Genomic DNA, 17,549 nt, shown 5'->3' with positions numbered 1-17,549 from the left:
AAGATCATTGAGTAATTACTTATAGAGAGTTTTGTTGTCGTTTTCGGCATCAGATTCTTAATTTTAAACCTGCAAGCTGTGAGATATTTGCCATACTTTTTATTATGGCAAGTAGCGCAAGGATCATTTCAGTGTTTGCTAGGGTTTTAATCATGACGGCACTTCTGGTGCCGTTTTGCAGCTTTTCCACCGTCGTTTCTCTCGAAGCTTCAGCGCAAGTCGAGCAAGAGGGAGCGGTACAAAAGCTGTCTGTAGAAAAAATGATCCATTATCCAGAGGTGATTGATCAACTGTATCAAAGCACCAATTACCGTTTGAACTGGGAAAATGAAAGTGATATTGAGCAGTTTCTTTTTCAAGTAAACCTGGTTGCACTTGCGGATGTCACCGATGAATTCGAAAATCAACTTCACCGGATAAACCAAGTAAGGTGGCAGGGAGATAATCTCGACTTCGATTTAGTGATGACAGATTCACTCTTGATGTACCTTAGTTATCTTGAGCAACTCCCCGAAGAAGGGATTAATTGGCTATTTACAGACAAAGCCCATGTTACGTTACCCGCTCCTAGCATCGATACTTTATCGGTTTTGAGTAATGAGATTACGGTTGGCAAACTTGGTCAGTTTTTGGCAAGTCTCCGGTCTCCATTACAAACAGATGATGCTTTCTACTCCGCCTATTCTTCGCTATCGGAACATTCTCAGTACCAATATCCTGCCTATCAACAAACTGGGCTAGCACGTGTTGGCGATATATTAGAAAACAGACCCCTATTGATTGAGCGAATGGAGATCGTAGGCGTAGATGTTTCTTACTTGGATTTAGTCACTGAAGAATATGACGAACAATTAGAGCTTGCGATAAAAGAGTTCCAGCGTATTCATGGTTTGAAAGAAGATGGCGTTATCGGCCCGAATACCATTCGATGGATCAACTTTTCTCCTCAAGAGCGATTGCATCTGCTGGCGTTGAATTCTGAGCGTTCAAGAATTTGGTCGAAAGAAAGGGATAATGTTGTCTTTGTTAACGTGCCTGGATACGAAGTCACGTATTGGCATGACGGTCAACCCTTGTTTGAGTCTAAAGTTGTGGTAGGGAGAGCATCAAGAAAAACGCCCATCATGTCGGTAGCACTGGATTCAGTTATTCTCAACCCAACTTGGAACGTGCCTTGGACTATCATGGTTAAAGACATTATTCCTAAAGTAAAACGTAATCCGATGTATTTGATTAACCATAACATTCAAATCATTCGGTCTTGGACTTCGAACGAAATTATTGACCCTACAACCATCAATTGGGCAACGGTGAATCCGAGAACATTTCCTTATCGTATGCGACAGGCGTCGGGCTTACAAAATGCACTGGGATTGTACAAGTTCAATATGCCTAACCCACAAGCTATTTATTTGCATGACACGCCAAGTAAGAACTTGTTTGAACAGGACAGACGCGCATTCAGCTCAGGATGTGTTCGTGTAGAACATGCAGACCAGTTAGCAGAACTTCTGTTCAAAACTCAGGGGTTGGAAGAACGTTTAGCGAAAAAGCGAGAAAGTTCTCGTCGGTCTAACACGTCAGTTCCTTTGGGAGAGCGCATTCAAGTACACATCATTTATCAAACAGCATGGTTGGAAGAGGGAACGCTTTACTACCGTGATGATATCTATAAGTACGATCACCGCAGTTGAAATCTTTAAGGAAAATTTACAAAACGAAGAATTCTCTTTTCGTTCAATAATTAAGCAATAATTACTGCATCTGAAAATCAAGATGGAGCGTTTTATGCATTTGACGTGACAAATGTGTTTGGTTAATGTCCACGACTTGTCTAGTTGTTGAGCACTGTATTTTGAAATGGTAAGTCGTAACTTTTCCCGCCGAGATTTCCTTAAAATGACCGCTGGTGGTGTGGTGTTGGCGTCTGCCATGCCATCATTTTCTTGGGCTTCACTCCCTGACGAGCCACGTGCGCTGGCGATGAACAATCTTAATACTGGAGAGATCCTCGAAACATGCTATTTCGATGGAAAACGATACATTAATGATGAACTTCAAAGGCTGAATGAGTTTTGTCGAGACCATCGACGAAATGAGGTTCATCCCATGGATAGACGCTTGTTCGATCAAATAAGTCAAATTCAAAAGTTAATTGGTACAGAAGCAGAGGTGATCGTCATTTCAGGTTACCGTTCTCCTGCCACTAACGCCTCGCTGCGCAACGGGTCTTCTCGTGTAGCGAAAAAGAGCATGCACATGGAAGGGAAGGCCATTGATTTTCGTTTAGACGGCGTGAAGCTTTCAACGGTTCGTGATGCTGCATTAAGCCTAAAAGCCGGTGGCGTGGGTTATTATCCAGGTAGTAACTTTGTTCATATCGATACGGGAGCTGTTCGTTCCTGGTAGTGCTAGTTGAGACAAGGTTTCTAGTCTCAGAACGTCGTCGATTACCCACAGTTCAAAGCTTGAAGTCGCTAGGCCTTAGTGTCATAGTTGCGGCAGTTTTCACGCAAATTTATTCGGTATAGGTTATCTATGGCTCTGAAATACCAAGTTGTTCCAGTAACATCTTTCTCTCAAAACTGTTCTATTGTCTGGTGTGACGAAACCATGAAAGGTATTGTGGTTGACCCCGGCGGCGATGAAAAGCAGCTCGCTATGCTTATCAAAGAGCTGGGTGTTGACGTGGTAAACCTAGTGCTAACACACGGTCACTTGGACCACGTAGGTGGCACGGAGCCGCTGTCTGCACTGCTTGGCGGTACAGAGATTGTTGGCCCTCACAAGGCAGATAACTTCTGGTTGCAAGGTTTGGAAGGTCAGAGCCAAATGTTTGGTTTCCCGCTGACAGAAGCGTTTGAACCGCACCAATGGCTAAATGAGGGTGACACTGTCACTTTCGGTAATCAAGTGCTGAATGTATTCCACACACCTGGTCATACACCTGGTCACGTTGTGCTTTACAGCGAAGAAGCGCGTTTAGCGTTTGTGGGTGACGTTTTGTTTAACGGTAGCATTGGTCGAACTGACTTCCCACAAGGTGATTTCAACACGCTGATTAGCTCAATCAAAGAGAAGCTATGGCCTCTTGGCAACGATGTTACTTTCGTACCAGGTCATGGTCCACAGTCTACATTTGGTCACGAGCGCAAAACTAACCCGTTCGTTGCTGACGAAATGCCTCTTTACTAAGGCGTCTCTGAATTAAGCATCTGGCTCGGCGGCCGCTAGGTAACGTCGAGCCAATCCCACAAACTCTTCCGCTTCTCTATCCAAATCACTGGCTGAGATAAACACGTCGTAGCCATAAAATCGTCTTTGATATTTCATTCTATTCGCTAGCATCGCTTGTAGGCCCTCATAGTGCATCCCTTCTTTATTGATGTAAGGAGCGGGGTCTAACACCATGTCTTCAAACTTTGTTTCGCAATTATTTTGTCTTGCTCCCAAATAAAGCAGGGCTCTTTGCCCAAGCAAGATTTCTGTCGCGATACGTGGACAAATGGCGTTGAGATAAGGTGAGTAATGCTTCAATCGAATCCCTATCCAAGGAAGGGGTTGGTGCCAGCCTTCTTGTTCGTATGTGCAAATGCCGATGGAGTCGATGTCTTTCCAGCGCACCACCCAGCCGCCTTTAAAAAGGTGTTGCTGAAAGTGAGAAGCTGTCAGCGTAAAAGTGACTTGGCTTTTCTTAATCATCAAGATGGCGAAACCAACGATTGCAGACATCAAAATGACCGACAACATGGCTTGCTTCCATCCCGGAGAAATGGCAACCAAAAACAAAGTGATGAGTGTAACGAGCAACAAAAGTATTCTGTTGATAGGGGAGTCGGGTTTGAAATGTGAATTTGTTAGGTGCAGCGTTTCCATGCTTATAACCTCATCGAATACTTGTCCAAAAATAAGTGGGTAGCTTTATGTGCATTGATTTGCATTTAAAATAAAACAAACCTCTGTTTTTATACCCAGTATTCAATAAATCCGTTCATAAAATATCTGATTAAATAGTAGACGTTCTATGCTTTGAGCGCATTTTTCATCGCGTTTCGCCGCTAAAACCTACAAATTGCTTGTGAATTTTGGTATAAAACGCGCTTCAAATTTTCATCCCTGCTGAGATGCAGTGAACTGGAGAAATATTCAATGAGACTTGCTCATAAGCGTAAAGTGCAGATGAAACTGCAAAAACGCATTAAAGCGACAGTAGCAAACTTAGCTGCAGCACCTAAAGCAGTGAAGCCTGTTGCGGAAAAAGCAGTAGCACCTTCTGTTGCTGAAAAAGCTGTTGCGGAGAAAGTAGTAGCTGATAAAAAAGTAGCTGCAGTGAAAACAGTTGATGTTGCCCTTACTCCTAAGCAACAACAAGTATTAGACATCGTTATGGCGAATGCTGAAGGTATTAACCCTAAAGGCATCGGTCTAGCTGCAGGTCAAGAAGATACTAAAGCGGCATCATGGGCTACTGGCGCACTAAAGAAGCTTCTTGAAGAAAACCTAGTTCAAAAAGAGCAGTTAGCAGGTAACAAAGTTATCTACAAAGCAGTTTAATTACCGCTACCGTTCTAGATTGAATACCTCGGCCGATGCCGAGGTATTTTTTTATCTTGGTATTGGAAATAATGCATTAAGTACTGACTTTAACACTACCAATAAGTGGTTTGTCACATTTTCTTAAATACTATGTAAATTTTTTGGCAGAAAAATACGTACGTATTGTCTTTTATTTTCATTCATAGATAAAAATATAATTTACTGATTTTGCTATTAACAGTCTTTTGTCATGACGATTATCCTACGTACTTGTACGTAATACCTTAGGCTAATGCCTTATTGATGAATTACTCGCTTCCGTGTTCATGCCCATTTCGCATTAGACAACATTGTTACATCTTTTATACCGAATACAGCCAATCCTAATGAAATGGATGACAACAATAACCTTGGTGATAAAGGACGTGAACGATGAGTCTAATCCAAAAATCTTTAAAACGAGTGCTCAAAACAACCGCTGTCGCTGCCGCGATGGCACTCGCAGCGACTTCTGTAAACGCTGCTGAAAAAGTCTATCGTTTAAAGCTTGCTGAAACTTGGGGGCCTAATTTCCCAATTTTTGGTGATACCACAAAAAACATGGCCAAAATGGCGGAAGAGATGTCCAACGGACGTTTGCAAATCCGCATTGATTCCGCAAACAAGCATAAAGCGCCTTTTGGGGTGTTTGATATGGTTAAGTCGGGTCAGTATGACATGGGTCACTCAGCGTCTTATTACTGGAAGGGTAAGGTTCCAAACACACTTTACTTCACTTCTATGCCCTTCGGTATGTTGCCAACTGAGCAGTATGCATGGTTTTACTACGGCGGTGGTATGGAGCTGATGGAAAAAGTGTACTCTCCACATAACTTGATGTCTTTCCCTGGCGGTAATACCGATACTCAGATGGGCGGGTGGTTCCAAAAAGAGATCAAGTCCGTCGAGGACTTACAGGGTTTGAAAATGCGTATCCCAGGGTTTGCTGGTGAGATTTTGGCTGAGTTAGGTGCCAAGCCAACGAATATCGCCCCTGGTGAGCTATATACTTCTCTAGAGCGTCGCACAATTGATGCCTTGGAATGGGTTGGTCCATCGCTGGATCTACGTATGGGCTTCCACAAAATCGCGCCTTACTACTACACAGGTTGGCATGAGCCAGCGACTGAGCTTCAGTTCCTCGTTAACAAGCGTACCTGGAATCGTCTACCTGATGATCTAAAAGCGATTTTACAAGTAGCCATGAAAACGGCCGCTTACGATATGTACACGCAATCGAAACACGAAAGCGGCAAAAACTGGGCATCTATTAAGTCTGAATACCCAAATGTTGAAGTAAAAGATTTCCCACCTGAAGTCGTAGCTGCGTTGCGAGAAGCAAACGATCGTTTGTTGAAAGAACATGCAGAAAAAGATGCTTTGGCGAAAGAGATTCAAGAGTCGCAAGCGAACTATATGAATCAAGTTCGACCATGGTCAGATATTTCGCACCGAGCGTACTTAAACAGTCAAGCTCAACAATAACGTTATGAAGCAGGCGATGCCGAGAGGTTTAGCCTGCTATCGAAGCCCAAGAAAACTTCATAATGAATGCTCCGCACCATAGCGGAGCGCATCTAAACGTTCCACGGAGTTCGGAATGAGAAGTCTTATTTATATTGAGCGATTATTTAACCGCTTTAGCGATTTTCTCGGATGGTTATCCAGCATCCTGTTTATTTTGTTGTTAGCAAACGTTGTGTACGACGTTGTCATGCGTTACGTGTTTAATGATGTGTCTATCGCATTCCAAGAAATGGAATGGCATCTATTCTCTGCCGTGTTCTTGCTTGGTGTGCCTTACGCAATTAAGTCCGGTGGCCATGTTCGCGTCGACATTTTTTATGAACGCTTATCTTACAAAGCACAATCCATCATCGACATCATAGGCACACTATTTTTCTTATTCCCTTTTTGCCTACTGGTAGCTTGGTTTGGTATTGATTTCGCCAAGGAAAGTTACGCGTTAGGCGAGACGTCTGGTGACCCAGGTGGCTTACCATATCGTTGGATTATCAAAGCGATGATTCCGCTGTCATTTTTCTTTATGGCGGTGAGTGGTATTGGATTGTTACTTCATTCAATCAACAAAATTGTCAACCCTCATCTCATCTATGCCGGTAATAACGGTAAGTCGTAAAAGGAAGTCATTATGATCGGTATAGTGATGTTTTTTGTTGCGCTCTTTGCGCTTCTATTGGGATTTCCCGTTGCCTTTACTTTTGGTGGTATCGCGCTGATTTTTGGTGTTTGGGCTGAAGGCATCGAGATGTTTGCTTTTATGCCATATCGAATTCAGTCCATTATGGAAAATACGGTGCTAATGGCCGTACCGCTGTTCGTTTTTATGGGGCTAGTGCTACAGAAAACCAAGCTTGCTGAACAGCTACTAGAATCAATGGGGCGTTTGTTCGGTGGCGTTCGCGGTGGTATCGCTATTTCTACCGTGTTAGTTGGCGCATTGCTTGCAGCTTCAACGGGTGTGGTAGGCGCATCAGTTGTTGCGATGGGCTTAATATCTCTTCCTGTGATGCTCAAGTACAATTACGACAAAGGTTTAGCGTGTGGGACTATTTGTGCGTCTGGCACGTTGGGCCAAATTATCCCACCTTCTATCGTGTTGATCTTGTTGGGTGATGTACTTGGCGTACCGGTAGGGGACCTATTTCAAGCTGCGATCTGGCCCGGTATTACACTTGTTGGCGCCTATGTGATCTACATTCTCATCTACGCGAAGTTGAACCCTCAAGCCGCACAGGCGATAGAGCGTGATGAGTCGATCAGTCGTAAACAAGAAGTGCTCACCGCACTGAAAGCTGTATTGCCACCTTTAGCATTGATCATCGTGGTATTGGGCTCCATCTTTGCAGGGATTGCAACACCAACAGAGTCAGCGGCACTGGGCGGTGCAGGTGCGATTATTTTATCGCTATTGTATAAACAGTTTAGTTGGTCGATGATTTATGATGCATCAAAAGAGACAGTTAAGGTAACCGCAATGGTCTTTGCGATCTTACTTGGTGCGACCGCCTTCTCAATGGCATTTACCTACACCGGTGGTGATTATTTAGTTGAAGAGTGGATGTTAGAACTGCCGGGTGAAAAGTGGGGGTTCCTTATTATTACCATGGTGGTGATTCTGATTTTAGGTTTCTTTATCGACTTCGTTGAAATCTGTTTTATCATCGTGCCAATTATTGCGCCAGTCGCTGAATTGATGGGCATTAATATGACGTGGTTTGCGATTCTTATTGCGATGAACTTGCAGACGTCGTTCCTCACACCGCCATTTGGCTTTAGTTTGTTCTATCTAAAAGGTGTCGCTCCAGCAGGGGTTACTACGCGAGATATCTACAAAGGTGTGATGCCGTTCATCGCGATTCAGATTGTTGTGTTGGCGTCTTTGCTGTTTTTCCCAGGTTTTTACGGTATGAGTTAATCACTCGATAATAAAGAGATTTTGTGAACTGAGAGTTTTTACCTTTTGAGACAAGTTGTTAAGCTGTTAATTATGTCTATGCAGACACAATCGATTCGTTTGTACTGCTAAGATAGTAAGCTGTAAAGGCAGCGTTTCATGGAGGGAAGGGATGCCTCTCAAAGCAAAGTTAATTCTGCTGACACTGATACCCGTGGTATTGGTGTCAGCGAGTATCAGCTGGATCTCTATCTATCAAACTAAGACCCTTGGCAAAAGGGAGGTGGAGATCTTTCATCAAAACCTGATCCAATCAAAAGAAGCGGCGCTGAAAGATACGGTCGACGTCGCTTTTGACTCCATTTCTTACATCTACAACGATCCGACTTTAGAAGAGAGTGCTGCCAAAACGCGTGTGAAAGCGATTTTAAATCGTTTGAGTTATGGGTCGGACGGCTATTTTTTTGCTTATGATAAATATGGTACCAACCTTGTACACCCAGTTCTTCCGGAGCTTGTCGGGGAAAACTTACTCTATCTTGAAGACGAAAATGGCGATCGCTTAATCGAAGCTCTATTGTATCAAGCGCAATCCGGTGGTGGATTTCATCAGTACCTGTGGCAAAAGCCATCTACGGGTGAAGTTGTCCCTAAGCTTAGTTACGCTGCATGGCTCGATAAGTGGGAATGGATGATAGGGACTGGGCTGTATATTGAGGATGTAAGCCGAGAAGTCGCCAATATGCGCGCGGCGGTGAACAAAAATATCGAAACGACATTTTTCTCAGTCGTCGTGATCTTAGCGGTGACCGTTGCTGTAATCATTGTTCTCACTCTGGCGATCAATCTGCACGAGCATCGCCTCGCTGATAAGAACCTGAAAGAATTGGCACATAAAACCGTGATGTTCCAAGAAGATGAGAAAAAGCATTTAGCGCGAGAACTGCATGATGGAATCAATCAGTTGTTAGTCTCCAGTAAATGTCATTTAGACTTAATGAGTCATAGACTGGAAGACGAAAAACTCAAATCCCACTTAGATAAATCACAACGATCGCTCGTCACCGCGATAAATGAGGTGCGGCATATTTCTCATCAGCTCCGTCCAAGCGCCCTCGATGATATCGGTTTAGAAGCAGCACTGACGACCTTGCTACAGGATTTTCATTCCCATTCCGGGATTGATATCGAGAGCAATTTCGATACTCAGCAGCACAAACTGACTTCGGAAGTCGCAACGACGCTATATCGCGTCGCTCAGGAGTCTTTGAATAACATTGAAAAACATGCGCGAGCGAAAAAAGTAACGGTTACTTTGCAAAAAATGGGCAATATGCTGCAATTACTCATACGTGATGATGGCGTTGGGTTTGTGGTTAACCAAGCAGTGCACCAACAAGGGATTGGGTTAAGGAATATGCAAGAGCGTGTAGAGTTCATCGGTGGTGAATTTGAGCTAATGAGTGAGCTTGGCTTGGGAACAGAGATTACCGTGCTGCTTAATTTGGATGAAATAGTTTATGGATAAACCGATTAGTGTAGTGATTGTCGATGATCATCAAGTGGTGTTGGATGGCTTCATGGCTCGTTTGGAGTTAGAGCCTGACATCGAAGTGGTGGGTACAGCAAGTAATGGTTTGGAAGCGATAGAGGTCGCAAAGCACTTGCAACCGGATGTCATATTGATGGATATCAGCATGCCTATAATGAACGGTATTGAAGCGACTGGTGTAATTAAAGAAGCGCGCCCAGAGAGCAAAATACTTATGTTGACCATGCACGATAATCGCGAGTACATCATGAAGGTCATGCAAGCTGGTGCCGTAGGATATATGCTCAAGGAAATCTCGGCCGAGAAAATGGTGCAAGCAATAAAAACGGTGAACCAAGGCTCGACGTATTTCTGTGAATCCGTCACACAAACACTCTTTACCCAAGAAGTGGTGCCTGCCACGCAAAAAACGAATCCTCTCAGCCGCAGGGAAGAAGCGGTACTTAAATTAGTTGCTCAAGGAAACAGCAGCAAGAAAATCGCCACTTTACTCAATATTAGTTATCGAACGGTAGAGACGCATCGCCATAACATTAAGCACAAGTTGGACTTACATTCGACGGCAGAGTTAGCAAAATATGCGTTTGAAACTGGGTTGACTGAGTAGGAGAGTAGTGCCCGCAAAAAGCGAGCACGTGGGAGCGAAACTAATCGGCTTTGGTAATACTACCAAGCTCTAGCATTGGAGCAACATCGATGTCCTCTGCATTCATCATCGTCGAGATGCGTTGAACGGAAGATAGTAGAAGGGATTGTTCCCATTCTTCCAATTTTTGGAATCGATTAATGAAGTGCTCTTGCAGCGGCGTTGGTGCTTGTTTTAAGGCTTCTTGGCCCTTGCTCGTAAGTACAGCATGCACTTTACGCTTGTCTTGAACACTGCGCTGACGCTCAACAAACTGGCCTCGTTCTAGTCTATCTAGAATGGTCGTTGCGGTCGCTTGGCTCATGTTAGTGTGGCTAGACAACTGTTTAATCGTCACGTTATCTAAGTCATTGATAGCGCGCATCAAAATCAACTGTGGAGCAGTCAATCCAGACTCTTTGCTCAGCTTTTTAGAATGTAAATCAATAGCGCGGATGATCTGACGAATCGAGACCAATACTTCTTCGTACTTTTCCAATTTATTCATCCAGTCTGTAGGGAACATTTATCGAGGCGACACTAACTTAAATGCGCCCTTATTTAAAGGGGGGAAATCAAAAATTACCTCTACAATTTTACGCCGTGTCCTCAATACCATTTTGTCGCGCCTTTTCGACAAAATAAGAAGAGCTAAAATTATTATAGCAATAAATGTTTGTGGTCTAACTATTGTAGTAGTGATTTGTTCTATCAAAGGCCGTAATCACACAGTGAAAAGTAAGTTATTGGATTTTTTAATAGCAAAAAGATAGACAAAAACGTGTCAAATGATAGGATCTTGCGCCTTCACGGAATGCAAAACGTATCGTGTTCGAAAGATTTTTTTGTTTGGTACGTAAAAACACTACAAAAATAGAGAGGAACGATGACAAAGGGTATAGATAAGTACAGTATCGATAGTACCGACTATACGGTAGGTCAGGACAACGTTCAAAAATGGGGTTTTGATGTTCATAACCCAGTTTTTGGTATTAGTGCAGGTTTAATTGCGCTGTTTCTTGTCGCTGCATTAGTTCTAGATGCACATACCGCAAAGACGGCACTTGATGGGCTGAAGTGGAAAATTATTGGTTCATTCGATTGGTTGTTCATTATTGCAGGTAACATTTTCGTTATTTTCTGTTTGGCGCTTATCGTCTCACCAATGGGTAAGATTCGACTAGGTGGTAAAGACGCTGTTGCCGATTACTCGTTTATGTCATGGCTTGCAATGCTATTTGCAGCTGGTATGGGTATCGGTTTAATGTTCTGGAGTGTTGCAGAGCCTGTCGCTTACTTCACCGGTTGGTATGAAACGCCACTTGGTGTTGAGGCAAATACACCAGAAGCCGCGAGATTGGCACTGGGTGCAACGATGTTCCACTGGGGCCTTCACCCATGGGCAATTTACGGTGTTGTAGCACTTTCTTTAGCATTCTTTGCCTACAACAAAGGTTTACCGCTATCTATGCGTTCGATCTTCTACCCACTTCTGGGTGATCGTGCATGGGGTTGGGCTGGCCACATTGTGGACATTCTGGCTGTGCTTGCGACTTTATTTGGTCTTGCTACATCCCTAGGTCTAGGTGCGCAGCAAGCAGCAAGTGGTATTCATCACGTATTTGGTGTTGAGCCAGGCCTTGGCCTACAAATCGTCGTTATTACCGTGGTGACTTTACTTGCTGTTGTTTCAGTCGTACGCGGCATCGATGGTGGTGTTAAAGTCATTAGTAACATCAACATGGTTGTGGCGTTCTTGCTACTGATTCTTGTTGGTCTTATCGGTTGGGCGGCGAGTTTAGGTTCGATTCCAACCACACTTATGGCATATGTGGAGAATATCATCCCACTAAGTAACCCGTTTGGTCGTACGGACGAAGCTTGGTTCCAAGGCTGGACAGTGTTCTACTGGGCTTGGTGGATTTCATGGTCGCCATTCGTAGGCATGTTTATCGCGCGTGTTTCTCGTGGCCGTACCGTTCGCGAGTTCATCACAGCAGTTCTGCTGGTTCCAACTGCGGTTACCGTTGTTTGGATGTCTGTATTTGGTGGCCTGGCGATCGAGCAAGTTGTTGATAAAGTAGGTGAGCTGGGCACAAATGGCTTGACTGACGTATCTCTCGCTATGTTCCAAATGTTTGATGTTCTTCCATTTGGTAGCATGCTTTCTATCATCGCTGTTGTGTTGGTACTTGTGTTCTTCATTACGTCTTCTGACTCTGGTTCACTTGTTATCGACAGTATCACGGCAGGTGGTAAAGTTGATGCACCTGTACTTCAACGTGTTTTCTGGGCATTCATGGAAGGTGCAATTGCGGTTGCTCTGCTATGGATTGGTGGCTCCGAGGCGGTTCAAGCTCTTCAGGCTGGTGCCATTTCTACAGCACTGCCATTTACCTTCATTCTGCTTGCAATGTGTGTGAGCTTATTGATGGGTATGAGAACAGAGCGTCAGTAATTCGGCATTTTATAAAACCGTCTGACTAACAATTAATCAAAAGGCCAGCAATTTGCTGGCTTTTTTTGTGCGGTTTTTATGACGCTCGAGACAAAAAAATGACACATGAAAGTTCATATTTTACAAAGAGTTAATGTGCTATTTTGTTTTTTAAAAATTAGTGAATAGTCGTAAAAAAGTGTGTAATATTCATGCACCTTAACTGTTCTCCCAACTCAAAAAACTATAAATATGAAATTATCATTAAAACAAAAGCTTATAGGCGCAAGCCTTTCTGCTGTTGTTGTGATGGCAACAGCACTTACTTGGTTGTCGGCTGGTCAATTATTTGATCAGACTCGTTCAGGTGTCTATTCACGTGCGCAAAGTCTTAGTACTACTGCGTCAGAGGGAATTTCTGATTGGGTCAATATCCGTAAAGATATTGCCACTGCGTTCAACGACTACTCGACCGAGCAAGACGTTGTTCCTTTCCTACAACAAGCTCGCAAGGCTGGTGGCTTCGATGACATCTTCCTTGGTACACCAAACGGTGATATGTACCGCTCTCATCCGGAGCGTAACCGTGTTGATTATGACCCTCGCACACGTCCTTGGTACAAGGATGCTGATGCAGCGGGTAAGCAAATCATCACAGCCGCATATCAAGACGCAATCACGAATGCACTACTTGTGACCATTGCTGAGCCAGTAATGAAAAATGGTCAGTTTGTTGGTGTTGTTGGTGCGGATGTACTGATCGATCAGCTTATCAGCGATGTGATTAACTTAGATGCAGGTGAAAACGCGCATGCGATGCTAATCGACATGAATGAAGGCACCTTTTTAGCGCATCCAGATAAAAGCTTGACGCTTAAGCCTATCACCAGTGTTCTAAAAGATTTTTCAGAAGAGGCAATTGAGCGCGCCGCCGATGAAGGTCGTATCGAAGATACGGTAATCAAAGGAAAAGAGAAGCTTTACTACTTCAATAAAGTTCCTGGTACGCATTGGATGTTTGCGATTGAAATGGATCGCGCAACAGAAGAAGCAGGTCATGCGGTATTGCTACGAGATCTATTGTTTACTGCTGTGGCGATCACGATTGTGGTTATTCTTGCAGTTTCTTGGCTAGTTGGTTTCTTGTTCCGTGACTTGAACCGCGTATCAAATGCACTGGAAGAAATTGCATCTGGTGAAGGTGACTTAACGCAACGCCTAGAACCACGCAGTGATGATGAAGTAGGTAAACTGGCGGAAAACTTCAACCGTTTTGTTGGCAACATGCACACAATGGTTACTAAGCTTAGCCACGTATCTTCTGCGCTTTCAGAGCAAGCACGCACGACAGCACAGCAAGCTGAGGAGCGTAGTCAGCGTATCTCTTACCAGCAAGATGAAATCAACATGGTGGCGACGGCCGTGAACGAAATGGCAGCAGCGACACAAGAAATTGCAGGTAATGCTGATAGCACGGCAAGTAACTCAGAAGAAGCGGTTCAAGCTTGTTCACACGGTTCAAGCCAAGTAACTCAAACGCAAGGCTCTATTCAGAACTTAGCGCAAGAAGTTCAAGTTGCTACTGATGTGATTCAAGAGCTAGAAGCACACGGAAATAGCATCAATACGATTCTATCAACGATTCAAGGCATTGCAGAGCAAACGAACCTACTTGCACTTAACGCGGCGATCGAAGCGGCACGTGCAGGTGAGCAAGGCCGTGGTTTTGCTGTGGTTGCAGATGAAGTCCGCGTATTGAGCCAACGTACTCATGCTTCAACGCAAGAGATTCAAGAAACTATCGAGATGCTACAAGGCACAACAGCCAAAGCGGTCGGTATTATGGGTGACAGTCGTCGTCTAGCTGATACCAGTGTTGATGATGCCAATGCGGCTGCAGCGAGCTTGACGCAAATCCACACTGCTGTTGAGCGTATCAGTGATATGGCAACGCAGATTGCTTCAGCAGCAGAAGAGCAAGCATCGGTAACCACTGAGATCACTCGTAACACTGAAGGTATTCGTGATGTGTCTAACGAGTTATCAGTCGAAGCTCATCAAGCAGCAGAACAAGCTGCTCATCTTTCTGAGCTATCACACGAACTTGAACAAGAGATTCAACGCTTTAAGCTGTAATCTTGTCTCAAGCTAAGCAAAAAAAGGAGCCATCTGGCTCCTTTTTTGATCGCTATTAAGCGTGAAGTATATTACAGCCAGAACTCACTGATGGGTTGCTCTTCACTGTAATGATGGGCGATTTGCGCTTGCAGTAGCTCTGCGGTAGCAATTGCATCGGTTAATGCATGGTGAGGCGTATAGTCTGGCAGCCCATAACGGCGTCGAGATTGCGCTAGCCGAACCGATTCTGGTTTTTTCCCTTTTAAACGCTCCCAGAGAGAGCCTGAACGTTTCTGTTGAATCGTTTCTTCAAGGTGCAGCGTATCTAAAACAGGAAACTCAATACCTTCCCCTAAACGGCTTTTGAGCGCTTTATCCAGAAACTCTCTCTCGATACGACGGTAATGAACAACAATGATTTTCCCGCTTAAGCATGGTAGCAGCTCGCTTAAGATATCGCCTAAGTCAGGCGCATCGATCAATTCGCTGTGAGTAATACCGTGTATAATGACTGAGTCTTCATCGAGTGCACGCTGTGGACGTACCTTCCAATGACGCGAGTTACGTAGGAAAATTCGCTTCAGGTTAAACGGCACCAAACCAATAGTAATGATGTCATGTTTTTCAGGATTCAAACCCGTCGTTTCGAAATCTAACGCCACGAACTCTACCTCAGATAACGGTGTTTCTGGAGCAGGCGGCTTGTTGCTATAAAACGCAATTAAATTCTCATCTTTCGCCATCTCCAGCTTTTGTTCAAACTTCGTTGGCCACTGAATGGTTGGCTTCTGAAAGAGCTTTTTAATCATGCTAAACCTCACTTAAAGCTCTTGTTCGCTTGGTAGCGGAACTTAAGGAAATTTTGACCATTGCTTAGGATCTGGAATGCATCCTTTAGGTTGCGACGTTCAAACTCAGAGAGGTTTTCTGGTTCGATATTGTTATCAGGATCAATGCCTAGTTCCACATCCGTCGCTTGGTGACGAATACGCACCATGGAAATAAACTCTAACGCGTCTTTTAAGTCTTGTGCTCGACCTTTTGGCAAAATGCCAGCATCAATAATGTCGTCAAGACGCTCAAACGAGTTCTGTGCACGTGAACCAACCGCCAGAGAGTGAACGCGAATTAAGTCGACCAGAGGAGCAGTACCGCGACGTTTGAGGTTGATGGAGTTGTTGTGTCTGCCATCTTTTTCCATCACGAAGTCTTTAAAAAAGCCTAGAGGTGGTGTTCTGTTTAGTGCGTTACGAGCCAAACACGCTAAGAAGCGGTTGTTCTTTCGAGCGCGACGAACAATAAAGCTAGTTAACTGTTCTGCCCATTTTAAGCGGCCATAGACGCCATCCAAGTCGAAAAAGATGGAGGCGTTGAGTAGTGCTTTCGGGTTCGGGTTATCAATCCAGTCAGCAAAACACTCTTCCCACTCTGAACGAGTCATGCGCCACAGTGGGTTGGTTGCCATAATATCGCCTGTGCAATATTTGTAGCCACAGGCATCTAACCCATCGCTGACGTATTTTGCTAGGGCTTCGAAGTATTTACCATGTTTCTCTTCTTGATAAGTTTCATCTAGAATGATGGCGTTATCTTGGTCAGTTACCAACAGTTGCTCATCTCGCCCCATTGAGCCAAGTGCAAGGAAACAATAAGGAATTGGCGGTGGGCCAAGCTCTTCTTCTGCCATTTCTAGCAGACGCTGTTTGAAGCTTCGGCCAATGACCGACATCGCGCTACCCACCATGTGAGAGTTGGCATCTTCATTGACCAAACGCACGAAGCTGCTTTTCACTTCTTCGGCAACAACTGCTAAATCTTCGATAGTCTGTTGTTGGAAAATACTACTCACCAACAACAACGAATTCTGAGATTCATAACGAACAATGTCGGTTGTTTCGATAATACCGATTGGTAATTGGTTTTTTACCACTGGTAGGTGATGTACGTTGTAACGCAGCATCGTTAACATTGCTTCATAGATGTAAGCGTTGTGGTCAAGAGACATGACCTCCGTGGTCATCACACTGGACACATCGTCCTGTGGGGACAAACCTTCAGCTAACACACGGGTACACAAGTCACGGTCGGTAATGATACCAAGTACTGGGGACTGTGGATCGTCTTCGTCACGAACGAAATCTGGGTCGACGATAAGTAAAGCCGATACGTTGTCATTCGCCATTTGCTGCGCGGCTTGCTGGATTGTCTGACCACGATCAATCGTATGAGCATCGCCAGTCAGCAAGGTTTTCACTTTCGACGTCGTCAGGTCATTGGCGTCTTTGTTTTCTGAAATGGCTTGGCGTAAACGAGCGCTATTTTCAACTTCAACAAAATCCGCAAAGGAATCAAAGTTATCGTAAATTTCTTGGAAAATGTCACCAGGAATACAGTAGAGCAGGGTATCCTCAATGGCTTTTACCGGAAAGCGGACTTTGTTATTGGTGAGCATGCCCATCTGGCCAAATAGGTCACCTTCGTCAAGGCGGTTATACAGCTCACCTTTGCGTCGATAAACTTCAACAACACCGCTTCGCACCACGTATAAATCTTGGATATAGTCTCCAAAATGGATGATGGGGGTATCTTCTCGGTAGTACGAGATTTCGACACTCTCTGTCACCTTGTTTAGTGTTTCTTCAGGGAGTTCATTGAACGGGGGATACTTGGCGAGAAAGTTGTAAATCTCGAGAAGTTCTGCATCCATCGAAGGCGCCTTTTAGTTCGCAAATAATAAAGTAATCTTAACTTAGTTTTAAAACAGAGTCTTATCTGAACCGCGATTTTCGTGCTCAGTCATAAGATTCTGACATATCGCACGATA

At 44.2% G+C, this 17,549-nt stretch carries 15 protein-coding genes; 11 read left to right on the top strand and 4 right to left on the bottom strand.

All coding sequences use genetic code 11. The annotated features are described in order from the left end of the window. The first annotated feature begins 152 nt into the window (after window positions 1-152). The 3 genes from R8O70_RS09910 to R8O70_RS09900 all read left to right on the top strand — a co-directional run bounded on the left by R8O70_RS09910 (window position 153) and on the right by R8O70_RS09900 (window position 3,195). On the top strand, window positions 153-1,694 hold the full coding sequence (locus R8O70_RS09910; RefSeq protein WP_005376852.1) for a L,D-transpeptidase family protein: 1,542 nt from the start codon (window positions 153-155) through the stop codon (window positions 1,692-1,694). Between the two features lie 166 nt (window positions 1,695-1,860). Continuing rightward, a complete protein-coding gene (locus tag R8O70_RS09905) occupies window positions 1,861-2,409 on the top strand; it encodes a DUF882 domain-containing protein (protein WP_213969737.1) in 549 nt (182 codons plus the stop codon). A 129-nt stretch (window positions 2,410-2,538) separates the two neighbouring features. Further along, a complete protein-coding gene (locus tag R8O70_RS09900) occupies window positions 2,539-3,195 on the top strand; it encodes an MBL fold metallo-hydrolase (RefSeq protein WP_005376855.1) in 657 nt (218 codons plus the stop codon). 12 nt (window positions 3,196-3,207) lie between these two features. On the opposite strand, the gene R8O70_RS09895 is transcribed toward R8O70_RS09900, so the two are convergent. Then, window positions 3,208-3,876, bottom strand: a complete 669-nt coding sequence (locus R8O70_RS09895; protein ID WP_318184163.1) for a DUF2982 domain-containing protein — start codon at window positions 3,874-3,876, stop codon at window positions 3,208-3,210. Between the two features lie 273 nt (window positions 3,877-4,149). Here R8O70_RS09895 and R8O70_RS09890 point away from each other — a divergent pair, with 273 nt between their 5' ends. From R8O70_RS09890 to R8O70_RS09865, 6 genes are all read left to right on the top strand, one after another. Further along, window positions 4,150-4,554, top strand: coding sequence for a hypothetical protein (locus tag R8O70_RS09890; protein ID WP_005376863.1), 405 nt, complete (start codon window positions 4,150-4,152; stop codon window positions 4,552-4,554). A gap of 414 nt (window positions 4,555-4,968) precedes the next feature. Further along, window positions 4,969-6,060, top strand: coding sequence for a TRAP transporter substrate-binding protein (locus tag R8O70_RS09885; protein ID WP_017636112.1), 1,092 nt, complete (start codon window positions 4,969-4,971; stop codon window positions 6,058-6,060). A 115-nt stretch (window positions 6,061-6,175) separates the two neighbouring features. Further along, a complete protein-coding gene (locus R8O70_RS09880; protein ID WP_005376869.1) occupies window positions 6,176-6,715 on the top strand; it encodes a TRAP transporter small permease subunit in 540 nt (179 codons plus the stop codon). A gap of 12 nt (window positions 6,716-6,727) precedes the next feature. Then, a complete protein-coding gene (locus tag R8O70_RS09875) occupies window positions 6,728-8,014 on the top strand; it encodes a TRAP transporter large permease (protein WP_005376871.1) in 1,287 nt (428 codons plus the stop codon). 151 nt (window positions 8,015-8,165) lie between these two features. Beyond that, window positions 8,166-9,521 (top strand): cache domain-containing protein, encoded by a 1,356-nt coding sequence (locus tag R8O70_RS09870; RefSeq protein WP_205461184.1) that lies wholly within the window; start codon window positions 8,166-8,168, stop codon window positions 9,519-9,521. Next, the gene (locus tag R8O70_RS09865) at window positions 9,514-10,152 is read left to right on the top strand and encodes a response regulator (protein WP_005376875.1); all 639 of its coding nucleotides are present in this window, start codon (window positions 9,514-9,516) and stop codon (window positions 10,150-10,152) included. The genes R8O70_RS09870 and R8O70_RS09865 overlap by 8 nt, the downstream gene beginning before the upstream one ends. Window positions 10,153-10,192: 40 nt before the next feature. Here R8O70_RS09865 and R8O70_RS09860 read toward each other — a convergent pair whose 3' ends face one another. Further along, window positions 10,193-10,669, bottom strand: coding sequence for a MarR family winged helix-turn-helix transcriptional regulator (locus R8O70_RS09860; protein ID WP_005376877.1), 477 nt, complete (start codon window positions 10,667-10,669; stop codon window positions 10,193-10,195). Window positions 10,670-11,056: 387 nt separating this feature from the next. On the opposite strand from R8O70_RS09860, the gene R8O70_RS09855 reads away from it, so the two are divergent. Both R8O70_RS09855 and R8O70_RS09850 read left to right on the top strand, forming a co-directional pair. Continuing rightward, window positions 11,057-12,628, top strand: coding sequence for a BCCT family transporter (locus R8O70_RS09855; protein ID WP_005394723.1), 1,572 nt, complete (start codon window positions 11,057-11,059; stop codon window positions 12,626-12,628). Between the two features lie 231 nt (window positions 12,629-12,859). Continuing rightward, window positions 12,860-14,743 carry a methyl-accepting chemotaxis protein gene (locus tag R8O70_RS09850; protein ID WP_258624365.1) on the top strand — a complete coding sequence of 628 codons (1,884 nt, stop codon included), beginning with the start codon at window positions 12,860-12,862 and terminating at the stop codon, window positions 14,741-14,743. 71 nt (window positions 14,744-14,814) lie between these two features. On the opposite strand, the gene R8O70_RS09845 is transcribed toward R8O70_RS09850, so the two are convergent. Together R8O70_RS09845 and R8O70_RS09840 are read right to left on the bottom strand one after the other, a co-directional pair. Further along, the gene (locus R8O70_RS09845; protein WP_005376881.1) at window positions 14,815-15,534 is read right to left on the bottom strand and encodes a 3'-5' exonuclease; all 720 of its coding nucleotides are present in this window, start codon (window positions 15,532-15,534) and stop codon (window positions 14,815-14,817) included. A gap of 8 nt (window positions 15,535-15,542) precedes the next feature. Then, on the bottom strand, window positions 15,543-17,432 hold the full coding sequence (locus R8O70_RS09840) for a DUF294 nucleotidyltransferase-like domain-containing protein (protein ID WP_017636107.1): 1,890 nt from the start codon (window positions 17,430-17,432) through the stop codon (window positions 15,543-15,545). Window positions 17,433-17,549 lie beyond the last annotated feature (117 nt).

Source organism: Vibrio sp. 779(2023) (assembly GCF_033344285.1).
In the GTDB taxonomy this organism is placed as follows: domain Bacteria; phylum Pseudomonadota; class Gammaproteobacteria; order Enterobacterales; family Vibrionaceae; genus Vibrio; species Vibrio alginolyticus.
The sequence above is the reverse complement of the archived record's forward strand: the minus strand, read 5'-3'. Positions and strand labels throughout refer to the sequence as shown.

Excerpts from the sequence above, each read along its gene's own strand:
- R8O70_RS09855 (WP_005394723.1), top strand. The coding sequence starts at position 11,057 with ATGACAAAGGGTATAGATAAGTACAGTATCGATAGTACCGACTATACG.
- R8O70_RS09845 (WP_005376881.1), bottom strand. The coding sequence starts at position 15,534 with ATGATTAAAAAGCTCTTTCAGAAGCCAACCATTCAGTGGCCAACGAAG.
- R8O70_RS09850 (WP_258624365.1), top strand. The coding sequence starts at position 12,860 with ATGAAATTATCATTAAAACAAAAGCTTATAGGCGCAAGCCTTTCTGCT.
- R8O70_RS09885 (WP_017636112.1), top strand. The coding sequence starts at position 4,969 with ATGAGTCTAATCCAAAAATCTTTAAAACGAGTGCTCAAAACAACCGCT.
- R8O70_RS09895 (WP_318184163.1), bottom strand. The coding sequence starts at position 3,876 with ATGGAAACGCTGCACCTAACAAATTCACATTTCAAACCCGACTCCCCT.
- R8O70_RS09900 (WP_005376855.1), top strand. The coding sequence starts at position 2,539 with ATGGCTCTGAAATACCAAGTTGTTCCAGTAACATCTTTCTCTCAAAAC.
- R8O70_RS09890 (WP_005376863.1), top strand. The coding sequence starts at position 4,150 with ATGAGACTTGCTCATAAGCGTAAAGTGCAGATGAAACTGCAAAAACGC.
- R8O70_RS09905 (WP_213969737.1), top strand. The coding sequence starts at position 1,861 with ATGGTAAGTCGTAACTTTTCCCGCCGAGATTTCCTTAAAATGACCGCT.
- R8O70_RS09870 (WP_205461184.1), top strand. The coding sequence starts at position 8,166 with ATGCCTCTCAAAGCAAAGTTAATTCTGCTGACACTGATACCCGTGGTA.
- R8O70_RS09865 (WP_005376875.1), top strand. The coding sequence starts at position 9,514 with ATGGATAAACCGATTAGTGTAGTGATTGTCGATGATCATCAAGTGGTG.
- R8O70_RS09840 (WP_017636107.1), bottom strand. The coding sequence starts at position 17,432 with ATGGATGCAGAACTTCTCGAGATTTACAACTTTCTCGCCAAGTATCCC.
- R8O70_RS09880 (WP_005376869.1), top strand. The coding sequence starts at position 6,176 with ATGAGAAGTCTTATTTATATTGAGCGATTATTTAACCGCTTTAGCGAT.
- R8O70_RS09875 (WP_005376871.1), top strand. The coding sequence starts at position 6,728 with ATGATCGGTATAGTGATGTTTTTTGTTGCGCTCTTTGCGCTTCTATTG.
- R8O70_RS09910 (WP_005376852.1), top strand. The coding sequence starts at position 153 with ATGACGGCACTTCTGGTGCCGTTTTGCAGCTTTTCCACCGTCGTTTCT.